Annotated in this window: 20 protein-coding genes; 10 read left to right on the forward strand and 10 right to left on the reverse strand. The window is 70.6% G+C overall.

Annotation, left to right across the window (positions count from 1 at the left end; all coding sequences use genetic code 11):
* Positions 1-56 precede the first annotated feature (56 nt).
* Positions 57-734, reverse strand: a complete 678-nt coding sequence (locus ACZ58V_RS13970) for a class I SAM-dependent methyltransferase (protein ID WP_471290156.1) — start codon at positions 732-734, stop codon at positions 57-59.
* Between the two features lie 147 nt (positions 735-881).
* Here ACZ58V_RS13970 and ACZ58V_RS13975 point away from each other — a divergent pair, with 147 nt between their 5' ends.
* The 4 genes from ACZ58V_RS13975 (at position 882) to ACZ58V_RS13990 (ending at position 3,933) form a co-directional block, all read left to right on the forward strand.
* Positions 882-1,484 carry a dihydrofolate reductase family protein gene (locus ACZ58V_RS13975; protein ID WP_471290158.1) on the forward strand — a complete coding sequence of 201 codons (603 nt, stop codon included), beginning with the start codon at positions 882-884 and terminating at the stop codon, positions 1,482-1,484.
* 79 nt (positions 1,485-1,563) lie between these two features.
* Positions 1,564-2,496, forward strand: coding sequence for a bifunctional helix-turn-helix transcriptional regulator/GNAT family N-acetyltransferase (locus tag ACZ58V_RS13980; RefSeq protein ID WP_468190041.1), 933 nt, complete (start codon positions 1,564-1,566; stop codon positions 2,494-2,496).
* A gap of 44 nt (positions 2,497-2,540) precedes the next feature.
* Complete coding sequence (locus tag ACZ58V_RS13985) at positions 2,541-3,344, forward strand: sugar phosphate isomerase/epimerase family protein (RefSeq protein WP_468190039.1); 804 nt, start codon at positions 2,541-2,543, stop codon at positions 3,342-3,344.
* A gap of 58 nt (positions 3,345-3,402) precedes the next feature.
* The gene (locus tag ACZ58V_RS13990; RefSeq protein ID WP_468190037.1) at positions 3,403-3,933 is read left to right on the forward strand and encodes a GNAT family N-acetyltransferase; all 531 of its coding nucleotides are present in this window, start codon (positions 3,403-3,405) and stop codon (positions 3,931-3,933) included.
* Here the strand turns inward: ACZ58V_RS13990 and ACZ58V_RS13995 are convergent.
* The 7 genes from ACZ58V_RS13995 to ACZ58V_RS14025 all read right to left on the reverse strand — a co-directional run bounded on the left by ACZ58V_RS13995 (position 3,887) and on the right by ACZ58V_RS14025 (position 11,307).
* Positions 3,887-4,399, reverse strand: coding sequence for a hypothetical protein (locus ACZ58V_RS13995; protein ID WP_468190035.1), 513 nt, complete (start codon positions 4,397-4,399; stop codon positions 3,887-3,889). The genes ACZ58V_RS13990 and ACZ58V_RS13995 overlap by 47 nt on opposite strands.
* A 114-nt stretch (positions 4,400-4,513) precedes the next feature.
* Entirely contained in the window at positions 4,514-5,134 is a 621-nt protein-coding gene (locus ACZ58V_RS14000; RefSeq protein WP_468190033.1) for a DinB family protein, read from the reverse strand.
* 273 nt (positions 5,135-5,407) lie between these two features.
* Entirely contained in the window at positions 5,408-5,797 is a 390-nt protein-coding gene (gene rbsD, locus ACZ58V_RS14005; protein WP_468190031.1) for a D-ribose pyranase, read from the reverse strand.
* Entirely contained in the window at positions 5,794-6,696 is a 903-nt protein-coding gene (locus ACZ58V_RS14010; RefSeq protein WP_468190029.1) for a ribokinase, read from the reverse strand. Before ACZ58V_RS14010 ends, rbsD begins: the two co-directional genes overlap by 4 nt.
* Before the next feature lie 81 nt (positions 6,697-6,777).
* Positions 6,778-8,733, reverse strand: a complete 1,956-nt coding sequence (locus ACZ58V_RS14015) for an ABC transporter permease/substrate-binding protein (RefSeq protein ID WP_471290160.1) — start codon at positions 8,731-8,733, stop codon at positions 6,778-6,780.
* Positions 8,723-10,243: a sugar ABC transporter ATP-binding protein gene (locus ACZ58V_RS14020; protein ID WP_468190025.1), complete on the reverse strand. Its 1,521-nt coding sequence runs from the start codon at positions 10,241-10,243 to the stop codon at positions 8,723-8,725. Before ACZ58V_RS14020 ends, ACZ58V_RS14015 begins: the two co-directional genes overlap by 11 nt.
* On the reverse strand, positions 10,240-11,307 hold the full coding sequence (locus ACZ58V_RS14025) for a LacI family DNA-binding transcriptional regulator (protein ID WP_468190023.1): 1,068 nt from the start codon (positions 11,305-11,307) through the stop codon (positions 10,240-10,242). The genes ACZ58V_RS14020 and ACZ58V_RS14025 overlap by 4 nt, the downstream gene beginning before the upstream one ends.
* 218 nt (positions 11,308-11,525) lie before the next feature.
* Here ACZ58V_RS14025 and ACZ58V_RS14030 point away from each other — a divergent pair, with 218 nt between their 5' ends.
* Positions 11,526-11,891 carry a cupin domain-containing protein gene (locus ACZ58V_RS14030; protein ID WP_468190021.1) on the forward strand — a complete coding sequence of 122 codons (366 nt, stop codon included), beginning with the start codon at positions 11,526-11,528 and terminating at the stop codon, positions 11,889-11,891.
* An 81-nt stretch (positions 11,892-11,972) separates the two neighbouring features.
* The gene (locus tag ACZ58V_RS14035) at positions 11,973-12,620 is read left to right on the forward strand and encodes a dihydrofolate reductase family protein (RefSeq protein WP_471290162.1); all 648 of its coding nucleotides are present in this window, start codon (positions 11,973-11,975) and stop codon (positions 12,618-12,620) included.
* A gap of 100 nt (positions 12,621-12,720) precedes the next feature.
* On the opposite strand, the gene ACZ58V_RS14040 is transcribed toward ACZ58V_RS14035, so the two are convergent.
* Positions 12,721-13,152: a MarR family winged helix-turn-helix transcriptional regulator gene (locus ACZ58V_RS14040; protein WP_468190516.1), complete on the reverse strand. Its 432-nt coding sequence runs from the start codon at positions 13,150-13,152 to the stop codon at positions 12,721-12,723.
* 94 nt (positions 13,153-13,246) lie between these two features.
* Between ACZ58V_RS14040 and ACZ58V_RS14045 the strand changes: the two genes are divergently transcribed.
* The gene (locus ACZ58V_RS14045) at positions 13,247-14,119 is read left to right on the forward strand and encodes an alpha/beta fold hydrolase (RefSeq protein ID WP_471290163.1); all 873 of its coding nucleotides are present in this window, start codon (positions 13,247-13,249) and stop codon (positions 14,117-14,119) included.
* Positions 14,120-14,141: 22 nt separating this feature from the next.
* Here ACZ58V_RS14045 and ACZ58V_RS14050 read toward each other — a convergent pair whose 3' ends face one another.
* Complete coding sequence (locus ACZ58V_RS14050; protein ID WP_468190015.1) at positions 14,142-14,435, reverse strand: hypothetical protein; 294 nt, start codon at positions 14,433-14,435, stop codon at positions 14,142-14,144.
* 273 nt (positions 14,436-14,708) lie between these two features.
* On the opposite strand from ACZ58V_RS14050, the gene ACZ58V_RS14055 reads away from it, so the two are divergent.
* The 3 genes from ACZ58V_RS14055 (at position 14,709) to recD2 (ending at position 18,659) form a co-directional block, all read left to right on the forward strand.
* Complete coding sequence (locus ACZ58V_RS14055) at positions 14,709-15,533, forward strand: helix-turn-helix domain-containing protein (RefSeq protein ID WP_471290164.1); 825 nt, start codon at positions 14,709-14,711, stop codon at positions 15,531-15,533.
* A complete protein-coding gene (locus ACZ58V_RS14060; RefSeq protein ID WP_471290165.1) occupies positions 15,520-15,738 on the forward strand; it encodes a DUF397 domain-containing protein in 219 nt (72 codons plus the stop codon). Before ACZ58V_RS14055 ends, ACZ58V_RS14060 begins: the two co-directional genes overlap by 14 nt.
* A gap of 650 nt (positions 15,739-16,388) precedes the next feature.
* Complete coding sequence (gene recD2 / locus ACZ58V_RS14065; RefSeq protein ID WP_471290167.1) at positions 16,389-18,659, forward strand: SF1B family DNA helicase RecD2; 2,271 nt, start codon at positions 16,389-16,391, stop codon at positions 18,657-18,659.
* Positions 18,660-18,719: the final 60 nt, after the last annotated feature.

Genomic DNA, 18,719 nt, shown 5'->3' on the forward strand with positions numbered 1-18,719 from the left:
GCCCTGGGGGTGCGGCTGGTCGGCGTTGTTCGCGCCCGCCGACCGGGCGGGCAGGCCTACGCCTTCACCCCGATGAATCCGAACAGATCCGGCACCCCGTCCGGCCCCGCCTCCACCGTCCGTTCGATGCGCAGGCCCGCTGTCACCGCCCCGTTGAGCAGGTCGGCCAGCGGGATGTGCCAGGCGCCGAGGCGGGCGCGGACGCCGGTGGTGTTCCAGGAGGCGAAGGTGTGGGACCGGTCCGTGTAACCGGCGTCGATCACCGTCCTGGACGCGTCCCTGCGGTCGGCGAAGGCGCCGACGAAGCACGGGTGCACCCCGAGATGGACGAAGCGGCCGCCGGGGGCGAGAACGCGGGCGATCTCGCGGAGGACGGCGGCGTAGTCGGGCACGTCCGTGCTGGCCAGGACGCATACCGCGGCGGGCACCGAGCCGTCGGCGAGGGGCAGTGCGGTCGCGTCGGCGACGGCCACGGGCAGGCGGTGGGAGGCGTGGCGCAGCTGGTTGCGGGAGAGGTCGAACCCGACAGGGCTCCAGCCCAGGGCGGCCACGGTCGGCGCGTGGGCGCCGGTGCCGCAGCACACGTCGAGGCAGGTGCTTCCGTCGCCGCGGCCCAGCAGGTCGCCGAGGGTGGCATGGACGCGACGGATGTAGTCGCTGCCCGCCGGGGACATCAACTCGTTGTACCAATCGGCGTGTTCGTCGTACACCGCCGTCGTCCTCGAGGTCACCATGGCCCGACGCTAATGCCCCCGGGCGAGCCCCGCGGAGGCGTTCGCCGCGAGCGTGACGCACCCGGGTGCCCGGCACCGATGACTTTCGCGTCGTAGGCCGGTCTGCAGTGCCGTCATCGCCCGAGCGAGAAAAGCGGAGTGAGTCCCATGCGCATCGTGATCACCGAGTTCATCAGCATGGACGGCGTCGTACAGGCGCCGGGCGGGCCGCAGGAGGACACCGACGGGGGCTTCGCGCACGGCGGCTGGTCGCACCCGTACTTCGACGAGGAGGTGCTGGGCGGCGCCTTCGACGCCGGTCTCAACGGAGCCGAGGCGCTGCTGTTCGGGCGGCGTACGTGGCAGACGATGGCGGGGGCCTGGCCCGAGCGGGCCGGGGATCCGTTCGCCGACCGGATGAACTCCCTCAAGAAGTACGTCGTCTCCAGCACGCTCACCGAGGCCGACCTCACCTGGAACAACACCGCGCTCATCCCCGGCGACCAGGCCGTAGCCCGGATCCGGGAGCTGCACGAGGCCGATGGCGGCGACCTCGCGATGATGGGCAGCCCGACGCTCGTGCGGACGCTGCTGTCCGAGGGCCTGGTCGACGAACTCCAGCTCATCGTCATGCCGGTGATCCTCGGCGGCGGCAAGACGATCTTCCCCGGGGACGGCGCGAAGCGCCCGATGGAGCTGGTCTCCACGACCACCGCCAAGACCGGCGCCCAGGTGTGCGTGTACCGGCCGGCGGCCCGGAAGGAGGGCTAGCCCTGGAAGTCCTGGACGGTCTAGGCTCGGCCCATTGAATCTCTGACTGAGTCAACTATCGATACGGGGGTCGTGGCCCATGACCGTCCAGGACATCCGCTCCTTCAACCGCTTCTACACGAACGTCATCGGCGCGCTCGACTACGGCCGCCACATGTACGCGCCCTACACGCTCACCGAGTCCCGCGTGCTCTACGAGCTGGCCCACGCACCGCGCACGGACGCCGCCGACCTGCGGGCGCAGCTGCACCTGGACGCCGGATACCTGAGCCGCATCCTGAACAAGTTCGAGGAGGACGGGCTGATCGAGCGCGGCCCGTCCGAGAAGGATCCGCGCCGCCGCCGCATCACCCTCACCTCGCCCGGCCGCGAGGCCGCCGCGCTGCTCGACGAGCGGGCGCGGGAGACGGTCGGGTCGCTGCTGGACACCGTACGGGCCGAGGACCGGCCCCGGCTGGCGGAGGCCCTGCGGACCGTTCGGACCCTGCTCGGCGACGGCCGCGCCCCGCGTCCCGAGGACGTCGTCCTGCGTGAGCCCACCCCCGGCGACCTCGGCTGGATCGTGGAGCGCAACGCCGCGCTGTACGCCGCCGAGTACGGCTTCAACCTCGAGTACGAGGGCCTCGTCGCCCGTATCGTCGCCGACTACGGCGAGGACCATGACCCGCGTCTGGACCGCACCTGGATCGCCGAGCTGGACGGCCGGCGGGTGGGGTGCGTGATGTGCGTACGGGACGACGCGCCCGGGGCCGCCCGGCTCCGGCTGCTGCTCGTCGAGCCCGACGCGCGGGGCCTGGGCATCGGCGACCGGCTGGTGGGGGCCCTGGTCGACTTCGCCCGCGAGGTCGGCTACCGCGAGGTGGTCCTGTGGACCAACGACATCCTCGGCGCGGCCCGCCGCATCTACCAGCGCCACGGCTTCGAGCTGGTCGCGGAGAAGCCACACCACTCCTTCGGGCAGGACCTGAACGGCCAGGACTGGCGACTGGATCTTTCCGCAACGCCCGAGTGATGAAGGGGAGTCGCGGGCGGTGGTGCCGGGTAGGGTCCGAAAACATGAAGCTCGCGTTCTCCACCCTCGGTGTCCCCGGCATGCCCCTGCCCGACGTCCTGCGGCTCGCGACCGCGCACGGCTACCACGGCGTGGAGCTGCGCACCCACCCGGAGGAACCGGTCCACACCGACCTCGACCCGTCTCAGCGGGCCGAGGTGGCGGCCGAGTTCAAGGGGTCGGGCGTAGAGATCCTGGGCCTGGCGGGATACGCGCGCGTCGCCGCGCCGGGCGACGACGAACCCGTCCTGGCCGAGATCCGTGCACTCCTCGACCTGGCCCGCGACCTCGGCGCCCCGTACATCCGCGTCTTCCCCGGCGGCGACCTGGACGTCCAGACCCCCGAGGAGGCCGACGCGACGGCCGCCCGGCGTCTGGGCACGGCCGCCGAGTACGCCAACGACCTGGGCGTACGCATCCTCCTGGAAACCCACGACTCCCACCGCACCGCCGCCGACGCCATGCGCGTCCTCGGCCTCGTCGGCCACCGCCAGGTCGGCGCGCTCTGGGACGTCATGCACACCTGGCTGGGCGGCGAACAGCCCTCGGAGACCTACGCGGCGCTCTCCCCCCACCTCGGTTACGTCCAGGTCAAGGACATCGCCTCCGCCGAGGACACCACCCCCCTGCCCCTCGGCGCGGGCGTCCTCCCCCTGGCCGAGTGCGTCGAGGTCCTCTCCCGCCACAACTGGGACGGCTGGCTGTGCTGGGAGTACGAGAAGCGCTGGTACGAGCAGGCGGCCCCGCTGCCCGACCTGCTCGGGCCCGGGCGTGAGCATCTGGGCAGGCTGCTGAACGACTCGGCGTGACGGGCGGTCCGGCGGAAACCGCGTTGCCGCCCCGCCTCCACGTCACTAGCGTCCCCTCATGCCCCCGACACTCCGCACCCCCCGCCTCCTCCTCGACCCCTACACCCCGGAGGACGAAGAGCGCTTCGTCGCCCTGTTCCAGGACACCCGGGTGTCCCGCTGGATGGGCGACGGGCCGGCGGCGGAGCCGGAGGACCGGGCGCTGTTCGGGCGGATCTTCACCAAGGTCTACGCCCAGGACCTGTTCGACGTGTGGGCGGTCCGGCGCGACGGGCGGCTGATCGGGCACGCGGAGATCAAGCGGACCGACGCGGTCGACGGCCACGAGATCGTCTACGCGCTGGCTCCCGAGGCCTGGGGCGGTGGCCTGGGGACGGAGCTGGCCGAGGCGCTCGTGGCGTACGGCTTCGAGACCCTGGGCCTGACCGAGGTCCACGCCACCGTCGCCGCCGAGAACGAGGCCTCGCTGCGTCTGCTCACCCGGATCGGGTTCGAGCACGTCAGGGACGTCGAGGAGGACGACGGCGGCCGTACCCGAGTGCTCACAGCTTGCCGAACACCACGCCACGCCAGGTCCAGCCCGACCTGAGGACGACGTCCCGCAGGGGATCGCGCAGCTCCGCGCTGTCGAAGCGGAAGGTCTCCGTCGCCTCGAGTCGGCCGCTCTCCCCGCGCCCGACCGCGCAGTGGCGGGAGACGGTCCTGTCAGGCCCCCGTGTGTACTGCTGGGAGATCTTGAGCCTGGGCGGGTTCCCGACCCGGGTGACCTCGCGCCCCTCCTCCAGGACCCGCACTTCATGATCCTCGTGCACGAACCGCATCCGGATCCGGACGGCGCGCGTCAGCTGCGACTCGACGAAGAGCGCATGCCAGGCGGGCTCCGTCAGCCGCCACTCGGCGACGAGGTCGGCCTCCCCTGCGGCGCCGGCGCGGATGACGTACAGGGCGTCCGGCCGGTTGAGGCCGAGCAGGCCGCCTCGTACGTCCGCGGCCGGGCGCGGAACGATCCCCGCCGCGGGGCGCATGGTTCCGGTCAGCTTGTCGAAGAGGCCCATGGAGTCAACCTACGGCCGAGCGGGTCCTGATGGCCGCGGTGCACTACCGCACGAACTTGACCACGCGGCAAGCCCCGGCCGCCTGCCGCGCTGTGCGGCCGCTGGTGACGAGGGTCAGCGCGGTCGGACGCGGTACAGGTCACGCAACAGGGCGATCTCGGCCCCGTGGTGCAGCAATTCCTGGTTGACCCACCACACGATGTCGATGAACGGCTCCTCCGAGTCGCTGCCGTGCGGGTAGGTGCAGTACCCCACGGTGTCGAGCGCGGCGTCGTCGACGCTCAGCAGTGCCTTCCGCCAGGCCGCGGCACTGGCGTCAAAGGCCGCGATGGCCCCTCCGGCGTCCCCGCTGACGGTGTGGTCGTCCCGGGTCAGCGCGTGTCCGCCGGCGGTGTGTTCGGCGCGCAGTGCCAGCATTTCGCTGAGGTGGCTCAGTCGCCACGCGATGGTGGTGAAGGGCGGCGGCCAGGGGTGCGGATAGGAGGCGGCGTCGCGTCCCCAGGCGCCGGTGCCGGCCAGTGACGTCGCGCGCGGTCCTGGTCCGTCCACCCGTCGGCGTACCGACCAGCAGTCAGGCACCGGTTCCCAGAGATATTCCTCGTCGGTCATGGGCTCGACCTTGGTGTCCGACCCGTCGCCGCTGTCCATGACCGGCCCTGTCATCCGGCTGGCGAGACGTTCACGTGTGAAGTCGAACTGCTCCAGCAGTGGAGACAGGCGGGACGGGGTCGCCATCAGACACTCCTGCGTCGAACTGGCCTGGGCATGGTCCGCCAGCCTGGCACAGCAGCACTCCAGTCACATCTCAGTTTTTCCGGCAAGAATTTCTTACTCCGTCGTGCAACCCTTTGCCCCCCACGGCGGTCGTACATGGTGTCAGGACTTCTGGGGGGCGATCTGGGGGGATCGCGGGGGTTCCTGACGGGAGGGGAAAAGCCGAGGGGGCCCGGTCGACGGACCGGGCCCCCTCGAAACCTTCCAGGGCCACCGAGCGAGCCCTTCACGGTCTCAGAAGAAGACGCCGCACCTCAGCAGCACATTCGCGTACGGCCGTGCCTCGCCCGTGCGGACGATCAGCCGCGCACCCGCCGACAGCTCCTTGAGCCGCTCGTGCGATACGAGGTCCAGCCCGGGGAAGTGGCCCGCCAGCAGCTCCGACGCCTCCGGGTTCGCTTCCCGCACCTCCGTCGCCGCCGTGGCCCCCTCGACCACCAGCTCGGCCAGCAGCCCTTCCAGTACCTCGGCGAACGCCGGCACCCCGGCCCGGAAGGCCAGGTCCACCACCCGGGGGCCATCCGGGATGGGCATACCCGCGTCGCACACCAGCACCCCGTCCCCGTGGCCCAGCTCGGCCAGCGCACCGGCGAGGTGACGGTTCAGTATTCCGGCCTTCTTCACAGCGCAGCGACCTCCGCCGCCGTCGGGAAGGACGCCTGCGCGCCCTCCTTCGTCACGGTCGCCGCCCCGACCCGGGCCGCGTACTCCGCCGCCTCCGCCAGGGACGCGCCCGCCCCCAGCCGGGTGGCCAGCGCCGCGGTGAACGCGTCGCCCGCGCCGGTCGTGTCCACGGCACTCACCTTCACGGACGCGACCCGGGAGACCCCCTCCGACGACGCCACCAGCGCACCCTCCGCGCCCAGCGTCACCACCACGGACCGCGGCCCCTTCGCGAGCAGGATCCGGGCCCAGTCCTCCGGGCTGTCCCCCACGGCGGCCGAACCCAGGATCACCTTCGCCTCGTGCTCGTTGACGATCAGCGGGTCGCAGGCCGCCAGCACTTCCGACGGGAGGGGGCGCGGCGGCGACGGATTCAGTACGAAACGGCTGTCCGGAGCCAGGTTCCGTACGACCGCCGCCACCGTCTCCAGCGGGATCTCCAGCTGTGCCGACACCACCCGGGAGCTCTGGAAGAGGCACCCGGCGGCGCTCACGTCCTCCGGGGCCAGCCGGCCGTTGGCGCCCGGCGAGACGACGATGCTGTTGTCCCCGGACGGGTCGACCGTGATCAGCGCGACCCCGGTCGGCGCGCCGCCCACCAGGACACCCACCGTGTCGACACCGGCCTCCCGCTGCGACTCCAGCAGCAGGCGGCCGTGCGCGTCGTCGCCGACCCGGGCCAGCAGCGCCGTACGGGCCCCGAGCCGGGCGGCAGCGACCGCCTGGTTCGCGCCCTTGCCGCCCGGGTGGACGGCCAGATCGGAGCCGAGCACGGTCTCGCCGGCACCGGGCCGGCGCTCGACACCGATCACCAGGTCGGCGTTGGCCGACCCCACGACCAGGAGGTCGTAGTCGTACATGAGTTGTCTCCCCACGTGAGTGACATGGCCGGGCGGGCCCATGCGCTGGGTGCCGCCCGGCCGTTCCCCGATGTCGCGATGTCAGCCGCTGAAGCCGGCGACGTTCTCCTTCGTGACCACCTTCACCGGCACCTTCACCGTCTCCTCGACCTTCTTGCCCTTCAGGGCCCGCAGTGCGTTGTCCACGGCGATCTTCCCGAGCTGCGACGGCTGCTGCGCCACCGACGCGTACAGGCTGCCGCCCTCGACCGCCTTCAGCCCGTCGGGCGTCCCGTCGAAGCCGACCACGGAGACCGACTTGCCGGCCTTGGAGCCCAGGGCCTTGATCGCGCCGAGGGCCATCTCGTCGTTCGCCGCGATGACGCCCTGGACGTCCGGGTGGGCCTGGAGCAGGTTCGACATGACGTCGAGGCCCTTGGTGCGGTCGAAGTCGGCGGGCTGCTGGGCGACGACCTGGATGCCCGGGTAGGCCTTGAGGCCGTTCGCGAAGCCCTGCGCGCGCTCGCGGGCGGCGGAGGTGCCCGCCTGGCCCTGGAGGATCACGATCTTGCCCTTGCCGCCGAGCTTCTCGCCGATCGACTTGGCGGCGAGCTCACCGCCGGCGACGTTGTCGGAGGCGACCAGCGTGTCCAGCTTGGCGTTGTTGACGACGCGGTCCACGGCTATGACCGGGATATCAGCCTTGTCGGCTGCCTTCACCGAGTTGCTGGCCGCGTCCGAGTCCACCGGGTTGACGATGATCGCGCCGAGCCCGGAGCTGGTGAAGTTCTGCAGCTGGTTGGCCTGCTGGGAGGCGTCGTTCTGCGCGTCCGTGACGGTCAGGTCCACGCCCAGCTTCTTCGCCTCGGCCTGGGCGCCCGCCCGGATCTGCACGAAGAAGGGGTTGTTGAGGGTGGACAGCGACAGGCCCATCTTCGGGCTGCTCGTGGCGGAGGAGCCGTTGTGCAGGAACGACGTGGCGCCGACGATCGCGACGGTGACGACGGCCGCGAGCCCGTACGTCGCCGCCTGCCTGCCCTTGTTGCCGCCGCCGCCCGTGCCGGCCGCCGTCGGGATCGCCCCGGCCTTGCGGCGGGCGGTGTCGAGCAGCACGGCCAGCGCGATGACGACGCCGATGACGACCTGCTGCCAGAACGCCGACACGTTCAGCAGGTTCAGCCCGTTGCGCAGCACGGCCAGGATCAGCGCGCCGATCAGTGTGCCGGACGCCTTGCCCGTACCGCCGGCCAGGGACGCACCACCGATGACGACCGCCGCGATCGCGTCCAGCTCGTAGCCGTCGGCGGCCTGGGGCTGCGCGGAGGACAACCGGGCCGCGAGGACGACACCGGCGACGGCGGCGAAGACGCCGGACAGGGCGTAGATGGCGAGCTTCTGCTTCTTCACGCGCAGGCCGGACAGCCGCGCGGCCTCCTCGTTGCCGCCGATCGCGTACATCGAGCGGCCGATGTAGGTACGGCCGAGCACGAACGCCGCGACGAGACCCATCACGATCATGACCAGGACCGGCACGGGCAGCCAGCCGCCGAGCGTGTCGCCGAGGTGGGAGACCGAGTCGGGCAGGGCGATCGGGGAGCCCTCGGAGATGACGAGGGACAGGCCGCGGGCCACGGACAGCATGGCCAGCGTGGCGATGAACGGCGGCAGCTTGCCGTAGGAGATCAGGATGCCGTTGACCAGGCCGCACGCGATACCGGTGGCTATGGCCAGCAGGACGGCGACGAAGACGGGGACGCCCGCCGAGGTGGCGGTCCACGCGAGCACCGTGGCCGACAGCGCGGCGACCGAGCCGACCGACAGGTCGATGCCCGCCGAGACGATCACGAAGGTCACGCCGAAGGCGAGGATGGCGGTGACGGCCGCCTGGACGCCGACGTTGAGGAGGTTGTCCGTCGTCAGGAAGTCGCCGGACAGCGCCGACATCGCGATGACGAGGACGATGAGCGCGGTGAGCGCGCCGTTGTCGAGCAGGAGGCGGCGCAGGCCTCCCGAGGCGGCTCCCGCGCCCGTCGTGCTCTTGAGCGTGTCAGTGGCCACGGGAGGCCTCCTTCTGAGTGCTGGGGTTGCTTACGGCGAGCGCCATCACGGCGTCCTGGGTGGCCTCGTCGGCGGAGAGTTCGCCCGCGATCCGGCCCTGGGCCATCACCAGCACCCGGTCGCTCATGCCGAGCACCTCGGGCAGATCGCTGGAGATCATGAGCACGGCGGCACCGGCCGCCGTCAGTTCGTTGATGAGCTGGTAGATCTCGACCTTGGCGCCGACGTCGATACCGCGCGTCGGCTCGTCGAGGATCAGCACCTTGGTGTCGGCGAGCAGCCACTTGCCGATGACGACCTTCTGCTGGTTGCCGCCGGACAGCGTGCGCACGTGCTGGCCGAGGCCCGCCATCCGCACGCCGAGCTGCTCGGCGATCCGCGCGGCGGCCTCGCGCTGGCCCTTCAGGTCGACGAGCCCCGCGCGGGTGGCCGACCGCAGCGTCACCAGGCCGAGGTTCTCCTCGACCGATGCGTCCAGCACCAGGCCCTGGCCCTTGCGGTCCTCGGGGATGAGGCCGATGCCGGCGGTCATGGCGGCGTTGACGTCGTGACCCTTCAGGGCGGCCCCGGAGACCTTCACGGCTCCCTTGTCGTACGGATCGGCCCCGAAGACCGCCCGCACGACCTCGGTACGGCCGGCGCCCACGAGCCCCGCGATGCCGACGACCTCACCGGCACGCACCTCGAAGCCGACGTCGTGGAAGACCCCGTCCCGGGTCAGCCCCTCGACGGTGAGCAGCGCGTCGCCCTTCTCGGGCCGCTCGCGCGGGTACTGCTGCTCGATCGACCGCCCCACCATGAGCCGTACGAGCTCGTCCTCGGGCGTGGCGGCGGGCACCTGCCCGACGCTCTTCCCGTCCCGGATGACCGTGACCCGGTCGCCCAGGGCGGCGATCTCCTCCAGGTGGTGCGTGATGAAGACGATCCCGACGCCGTCCTCGCGCAGTTTGCGCACGATCGCGAAGAGCTTCTCGACCTCCTCGGAGGTGAGCACGGCGGTCGGCTCGTCCATGATCAGCACGCGCGCGTCGAGGCTCAGCGCCTTGGCGATCTCGACCATCTGCAGGCGCGCGATACCGAGTTCGCGTACCCGCGCGCGGGGCGACACCTTCACACCCACGCGCGCGAGGAGGATCTCGGCGTCGGCCTCCATCCGCTTGCGGTCGATCATCCCGAACCGGCGCGGCTGGCGCCCCAGGAAGATGTTCTCGGCGACCGTCAGATCGGGAACGAGGTTGAACTCCTGGTAGATGGTGGCGATCCCGAGCCGCTCGGAGTCCTGCGCACCCTGGATGCGCGTCTCCTCGCCGCCGACCAGGATCCGTCCGGCGTCGGGGGTGTAGGCGCCGGAGAGCATCTTGATGAGGGTGCTCTTGCCCGCGCCGTTCTCACCGAGCAGCACGTGCACCTCGCCCCGGCGCAGGTCGAAGTCCACGCCGTCCAGCGCGACCACACCCGGGAAGGTCTTCCGTATGCCCTCGATGCGCAGCAACTCGTCCGCGTTGCTCACGTGTGGCTCCTGTTCTTGGCGGGGTGCTGCACAGCGGGGGCCTGTGCAGGGTCCGGCTCCGGGGAGGCCGGGTACGGCTCGCCGCACGAGCGGCGTACGACGAGCCGGGCGGGGAGGGTGACGGACTCCCCGGGCCGGCCCTCGATCCGGGCGACCAGGGCGCGCACGGCGGCACGCCCCAGCTCACCGGTCGGCTGGGCGATCGCCGTGACCGGCGGATCGGTGTGCACGAACCACGGGATGTCGTCGAAGGCGGCCAGCGCGATGTCGTCCGGCACGCGCACGCCTCGCGCGCGTACGGCGTCCAGCGCGCCGAGCGCCATCAGGTTGTCGGCCGCGAACACGACCTCGGGCGGCTCGGCCAGGTCGAGGAACCCCTCGGTGACCCGGCGCCCGCTCTCGGCCTGGAAGTCGCCCTGCCCTATGTAGGCGTCGGGGAGTTCGAGACCGTAGGCGCCGAGTGCCTCCCGGAAGGCCTCCACGCGCTCCCGGCCGGTCGTGGTCGCCGCCGGTCCCGCGATGATCGCGAGCCGCCGGTGCCCGAGCCCGTGCAGATGCGCCACGAGATCCCGTACGGCGGTCCGGCCGTCCGCCCGCACCACCGGCACGTCCACGCCCGGGATCCACCGGTCCACGAAGACCATGGGCGTCCCGGCCCGCACGGCGTCCAGCATCAGCGGCGAGCCGCCGTCCGTGGGGGAGACGAGCAGCCCGTCGATGCGCCGGTCCAGCAGGTTCCGTACGTGGTGGTCCTGGAGGTCGGGCCGCTCGTCGGCGTTGCCGATGATGACGCTGTAGCCGAGCGCGCGGGCCTCTTCCTCGACGGAGCGGGCCAGTTCGGTGAAGTAGGGGTTCAGGACGTCGCTGATGACCAGGCCGAGGGTGTGGGTCTTCTCGGTGCGCAGGGAGCGGGCGACGGCGTTCGGGCGGTAGCCCAGGGCCCCGACGGCGGCCAGCACGCGTGCGCGTGCGTCGGCGCTGACCGACGGGTGGTCGTTCAGGACGCGCGAGACCGTGGCGACGGAGACGCCGGCCTCGGCAGCGACGTCCTTGATGCTGGCCACCGCCGCTCCACCTCCTTGTGGATCAGTCGTGGGAGCGCCCGTGCGGGCACTCGGGTCACACATGGAATCGATTACATCGACGGGTGGATGGAATCGATTACACGCCGGTAAATCAAGACCCCCGGGGCACGTCGCAACCGGATCGTGATGTCGCGGGAGGCTCCCCGGCGGTTCAGGGTGGAAGGAGGAGGTCCGTTTCCAGGGCGAGCGGAGGAGCCATGACGGCGGCGACCCGGAACGACGTACCCGTCACCTTCGGCGGCGACGGTGTAGAGGTGCGCAACATGCCGATCGGGGGCGATATGTCGGTCAGCTACATCAGCCTGCCCCGGGGTACCGACATGGGCCCGGCCCTCAAGGGCCTGCCCGACGACGCGTGCCAGTGCCCTCACTGGGGCTATCTGCTGAAGGGCCGGATCAGGATGCGCACACCCTCCGGCGAGGAGGAGTACGAGGCGGGGCAGGCGTACTACTGGGCTCCGGGCCATGTGCCGCTCGCACTGGAGGACAGCGAGTTGGTGGAGTTCTCCCCGGCCGACGACTTCAAGCAGGTGATCGAGCACGTGGTGGCACAGTCCGGGTGAGACGAGAAGGGGAGTCGCCGAGGACCGATGAGTTCCGCCGGCCGGAGTGGTCCACCCCTCATCGACCACAGGAGGAGCCCCGTGCCTCAGCTACTGCGCGTGCAGAACTTCAACGTCTCCAGCGACGGATTCGGCGCCGGTGAGAACCAGAGCCTGGAACGGCCGTTCGGCCACGCCGATCCCGGCACGATGTTCGCGTGGGCCGGGGCGACGGCGAGCTGGCCGAACCGCACCGCCCCCGGCGGCAGCCGCGGCCTCGACGACTACCTCACGCGCGACTTCACCCACAACATCGGCGCCGAGATCATGGGCCGCAACAAGTTCGGTCCCCAGCGCGGCCCCTGGCAGGACCACGACTGGAAGGGCTGGTGGGGCGAGGAACCGCCGTTCCACACGCCGGTGTTCGTGATGACCCACCACGAGCGCCCCTCGTTCACCCTCTCCGACACCACGTTCCACTTCGTCGGCGGAGACCCGGCCGAGGTCCTCGCGCGGGCGCGGGAGGCGGCGCGGGGCAAGGACGTCCGCCTCGGCGGCGGGGCCGCCACCATCCGGGAGTTCCTCGACGCGGACCTGGTCGACACGCTGCATGTGGCGGTCTCGCCGGCCGTGAAGCTCGGATCCGGCTCACGGCTCTGGGAGTCGCCCGACGAGCTGTTGGACCGCTTCCACTGCGATGTGGTGCCGAGCCCGAGCGGGGTGACACACCACTTGTTCTGGAGGCGGTGAGGCGAGTGGAGCGTTCGGGACAACGGGGAGTCTGCCTGCCTGGGCTTTCGCGGTCAGGGACGGCCCGATCGCTCCACCTGCCCATGGTCGCCGCGCGCTGCTAGTCGCTCTCCTCGGCCGCGGCCTCCCGCACCCCGGTCAGAAAGCCCCTGATCGCGGCCAGTTCCCGCTCGTCGTACCCGCTCAACAGGCCCACCGCCCGGTCGATCAGGGGGCCGAAGTGCTGTCGGCCGAGGGCGATCGCGTGCTCGTCCACCTCGATGGTGACCTTGCGACGGTCCCGCTCGCCGCGCGCCCGCCTCACATGCCCGGCTCGCTCAAGGCGGTCGACCAGTGCCGTGGTCCCCGCCGAGTTCAGACCGAGCGCGGCACCGAGTCGCCCCGCCGTGGTCTCCTCGCCCGCGCGGTAGGCGTCCATCAGGACGATCAGCGCCCGCACATCGGTGGGATGCATGCCGTTGCGCTGGGCGAACCGGGCGCTGTGCCGCCCCAGGTCGACGGCCACAGCGCGCAACAGATGGACGATCTCCATCTCCTCGTACCTCTGGTCGGGCACCCGCAGCCTCCGACTATCATCTCGCTCAACAAGTATCTCACTGAGCGAGATAATAAGGGGGTCCCGGCTCATGAGCGCTCGCGATACGTACGACATCGACGGCTTCCTCGCCGCCTACGACAAGGTCATGGCCAAGTGGCCGACATCGCGTGAGGCCGTGACCGTGCCCACGCTCTTCGGTGAGACGCACGTGAACATCTGCGGTCCGGCGGACGGCCCTCCCCTCCTCCTGCTGCCGGGAGGCGGAAGCCCGACCTCCGCCTCCTGGTACCGCCAGGCCGCCGAACTCTCCCGCGTCCACCGGCTGTACGCCGTCGACCTGATCGGCGCCCCGGGCCGCAGTACACCGGCCCCCGGTCGCCACCCCCGTACGACCGCCGACCTGGTGTCCTGGCTGGACGCACTCCTCAAGGGCCTCGGCCTCGCGGAGACCGACCTGGGCGGGCACTCGTACGGCGCCTGGATCGCGCTGCAGTACGCCCTGCGCGCGCCCCACCGGGTGCGCCATCTGGTCCTCCTGGACCCGATCCTGTGCTTCGCCAAGCTGAAGTCGGCCTACGGATGGCACGCGGTGCGGATGGCGCTGCGGCCCACGCCCCGCCGGGTCCGGACCTTCCTGGAATGGGAGACCGGGGGCGCCCCCCTCGACCCCGACTGGCTCGCCCTCCAGGAGGCGGCCGTGGGCTTCCCCTCCGTGCGGCCGGTCCTCGGACCACGCCCGAAGTCGGGCGCGCTGCGCGCCCTGGACCTGCCGGTCCTCGTGCTCCTCGCCGAGAACACCCGGACCCACAACCCGTCCAAGGTGGCCGCCCGCGCCGGGAAACTGCTGCCACGCGCCACGACGGCCACACTGCCGAACGTCTCCCACCACGCCCTGCCGCACGCCGCCCCGGCCGAAGCGAGCCGCCGCATCACCGACTTCCTGACCGGCCCCGCCGGCTGAACCCGGCTGATCACCTCCCAAGTCATGGTCTTTCGCGCGGGCAGAGGCGTGCCCCTCTGCTCTCCGCGACCCGCTTGACGTCCCGCAGGGACTCGGTGAGCCGCCGGGCCAGGTAGTGCAGTTCCGCACTCGTCACCCGGCGTTCCGCGAGGAGTTCGTCGGCATGGCCGAGGAGATCGCCCGCCATACCGAGCTGTACGTCTTCGATGTCGTCGGCGAGACGGGAGACGTAGCCGGTCCCGTCGCCGACGAGGTAGCACGGCCTGCCCTCAGGACTCGTCCATGGCAGCAGTCGCCCTTGCGCTGCGCTGGTCATACGCCGGCCTCCGCCATCAGGTAGGGGCGGACCTGGCAGTACGGGCACGGGGCTGGTGCCGGTGATCGCCGTCGCCGCCCGCGAGGCGGGAGCAGGAAGCGGAGGATCGGCTCAAGGAGCCGGGCGATTCGGTCTGTCATGTCTGTCGGCCTGCCTTCTCACCTGCGGTGACTGCGGTCTGTGGTGAATCACTCACAGAGTGGGGCCGGCCCTCGCTACGCTGCCAGGGGTCGGAGCTTGACATCGCGCTTGTCAAGAGTAGGAGTTGGCCGCATGGACGAACGCCGCGCACTTCGAACGCCGCGTCAGAAGTACGGAGAGGAACTGCGGCTGCGGCGGACAGCAGTCGGCCTCACGCAGGAGGAACTGGGCGACCAGGTCGTGTGCTCTCCCACGCTGATCAGCCACTTCGAGGCCGGCAGGCGCCTGCCGAAGCCGGATGACGCGTTGCGGATCGACCGGGCGCTGGGGACGGACGGGTTCTTCGCGCGGTGGCTGGAGGATCTGGAGTCGAAGTACACCGATCACTTCGCCGCCGTAGCCGAGCTTGAGCAACTGGCTCTGCTGATCCAACAGTTCGCGCTCTCGCTGGTCCCCGGGGTGCTGCAGACCGACGACTACGCCCGCGCTCTGTTCCGTGCGTACCGGCCGAATCACACGCCCGAGGAACTTGACGAGCTCGTTGTCATCCGAACAAAGCGGCGCCGAATCCTCGACGGGCCGGCACAGCCCGTGGTCTGGACACTGCTTGACGAGGCGGTTCTTCGACGTTGCGTGGGCGGTCCGCAGGTCATGGCGGAACAGCTGCACAGGATCGCGGACATGGCCGAGTCGGGACGGCTGCGTGTGCACGTCCTTCCCTACGGCGTGGGAGCGCACGCGCTCATGCAGAGTCTGCTCACGCTCATGACATTCGAGGACTCGGCCCCGGTGGCCTACGTCGAGGGCTTCCAGACCGGGAACTTGATGGACGATCCTGCCCTGGTGACCGCCTGTCAGACCGCTTACGCTCTGGCCCTGAGCGACTCGTTGTCGCAGCAGCAGTCACTGTCCCTAGTCAGGGCGGCAGCGGAGGAACACGCGAATGGTCACCAGTGAGCGAACCCTCACCGGGTGGTACAAGTCCAGCTACAGCGGCGGCGACCAAGGCGAATGCCTGGAAGTCGCTCACGGCCACCCCGACATCCCCGTCCGAGACAGCAAAACCACCCACGGCCCCACCCTGAGCTTCTCGGCAACCGGCTGGACCGCCTTCGTCACCGCCCTCAAGGACGGCCACCTCACCGACGCAAGCTGTAGCTGACCAACGACGCCCCCACCACCGACCCGAACGCCGGCAGCAGAAACTGTGCGAAGGCCTCCCAGCCCCACACGATCCCCGCGCACGCCGCCGTGATGTTAATGGCCAGAGACATGATCCACAGGGCGACGCTCTGGGCCTGGGGTGACATCGTTCCTCGTCGTCATTCGGTCCGGGGGGAATTCACTGGGCGGGTCGGAATCAACCCGGCCCCGGGCTCGGAAGGGGGCGGAATTCAGGCGCGGGTGTCCGGTCCGGCGGGGGAGAGCCGGGGGTGTTCTCCCCCGGCGCGGAAGGTCCGGGAGCCACGATCGCGTGCTCCCCGGAAATCGCCGGAGCCATCATGAGCAGCGTCAACGTGCTGACGGCGCACAGGCCGACGAGAAGGGCTCCTGCGGAGTGCGCGCGCCGAAGGGCGTTCGGGCCTGGGGGACGCATCGGCATCACGGTCGCTCCGGAATCGAATCCGCCCCCCTTTGATGAACTCCTGGATCCTCCCACGGGTAAGGAGATCAAAAGGGGCGACACTGATGCTTGAACTGTAAAGCTTCGGGCTTTCATGTGAATCCAGCGTGAAATGTGAGAGCCCGGCCGCATACTGATCGGTCGCTTTATCCGAGGGCGTTGTCCTACCCAGGCGGTACGGTCCCAGCATGACCGATCAGGGCGAGCGCCGACTGGCCACGCTGGAAGGCGTACTCGAGCGCATCACGTACGCCAACGAGGAGAACGGCTACACGGTCGCCCGGGTCGACACCGGCAGAGGCGGCGCCGACCTGCTCACGGTCGTCGGCGCGCTGCTCGGCGCGCAGGTCGGCGAGTCCCTGCGTATGGAAGGGCGTTGGGGGTCGCACCAGCAGTACGGCAAGCAGTTCCACGTGGAGAACTACACGACCGTCCTGCCGGCCACCGTCCAGGGCATCCGCCGCTACCTCGGCTCGGGTCTGGTCAAGGGCATCGGCCCGGTCTTCGCCGACCGGATCACCCAGCACTTCGGGCTGGACACCCTCCAGATCATCGAGGAGGAGCCCAAGCGGCTGATCGAGGTCCCGGGCCTCGGCCCCAAGCGGACCAAGAAGATCGCCGACGCCTGGGAGGAGCAGAAGGCCATCAAGGAGGTCATGCTCTTCCTCCAGACCGTCGAGGTGTCCACCTCCATCGCCGTGCGCATCTACAAGAAGTACGGTGACGCCTCGATCGGGGTCGTGAAGAACCAGCCGTACCGCCTCGCCTCCGACGTCTGGGGCATCGGCTTCCTCACCGCCGACAAGATCGCCCAGTCCGTCGGCATCCCGCACGACAGCCCGGAGCGCGTCAAGGCGGGCCTGCAGTACGCGCTGTCGCAGTCCACCGACCAGGGCCACTGCTTCCTCCCGGAGGAGCAGCTGATCAAGGACGCGGTCAAACTCCTCCAGGTCGACACGGGCCTGGTCATCGAGTGCCTCGCGGAACTCGCCGAACCCCCGGAGGACGGCGAAGACCCCGGCGTCGTACGGGAGAAGGTCCCGGGACCCGACGGCGGTGAACCCGTCACCGCCATCTACCTCGTGCCCTTCCACCGCGCCGAACTCTCCCTCGCCGCCCAGCTGCTGCGCCTCCTGCGCACCGAGGAGGACCGGATGCCGGGCTTCCGTACGGTGGCCTGGGACAAGGCCCTCACCTGGCTCAAGGGGCGCACGGGTACCGACCTCGCCCCGGAGCAGGAGGCCGCCGTCAAGCTGGCGCTGACCGAGAAGGTCGCCGTCCTCACCGGCGGCCCCGGCTGCGGCAAGTCCTTCACGGTCCGCTCGATCGTGGAGCTGGCCCGCGCCAGGAAGGCGAAGGTCGTGCTCGCCGCCCCGACCGGCCGGGCCGCGAAGCGCCTGTCCGAGCTCACCGGCGCCGAGGCCTCCACGGTCCACCGCCTGCTGGAGCTGAAGCCCGGCGGTGACGCGGCCTACGACCGGGACCGTCCGCTCGACGCCGACCTGGTGGTGGTCGACGAGGCGTCCATGCTGGACCTGCTGCTCGCCAACAAGCTCGTGAAGGCCGTGCCCCCGGGAGCGCATCTGCTGTTCGTCGGCGACGTGGACCAGTTGCCGAGTGTGGGCGCGGGGGAGGTGCTGCGGGATCTGCTCGCCGACGGAGGGCCGATCCCCGCCGTCCGCCTGACCCGGGTCTTCCGGCAGGCCCAGCAGTCGGGCGTGGTGACGAACGCCCACCGGATCAACGCCGGCCAACCCCCGGTCACCGACGGCATGAAGGACTTCTTCCTCTTCGTCGAGGACGACACGGAGGCCGCCGGGCGGCTCACCGTGGACGTGGCGGCGCGTCGTATCCCCGCCAAGTTCGGGCTGGACCCGCGCCGGGACGTCCAAGTGCTCGCCCCCATGCACCGGGGCCCGGCGGGCGCGGGCACCCTGAACGGACTGCTCCAGCAGGCCGTCACCCCCGGCCGCCCCGACACGGCCGAGAAGCGGTTCGGCGGCCGGGTCTTCCGGATCGGGGACAAGGTCACGCAGATTCGCAACAATTACGAGAAGGGCGAGAACGGCGTCTTCAACGGCACCGTCGGCGTGGTGACCTCGCTCGACCCGGTCGAGCAGCGGCTGACCGTGCTGACGGACGAGGACGAGGAGGTTCCGTACGACTTCGACGAGCTCGACGAGCTGGCTCACGCCTACGCCGTGACGATCCACCGCTCCCAGGGCAGCGAGTACCCGGCGGTCGTCATCCCGGTGACCACGGGCGCCTGGATGATGCTCCAGCGGAACCTGCTCTACACGGCGGTCACCCGGGCCAAACAGCTGGTCGTCCTCATCGGTTCGCGCAAGGCGATCGGCCAGGCGGTGCGCACGGTGTCGGCCGGCCGGCGGTGCACGGCACTCGATTTCCGGCTCGGATCGCACGGATCGCAAAAAAATGATCGATCAAATGAGTCGTGAAGGTCACAGAGGCTTCCGGATGGGGAACACAGGGGGCAGGATGAGCAAGTTGGCGGCACT

The organism is Streptomyces sp. NPDC040589, from assembly GCF_055594445.1.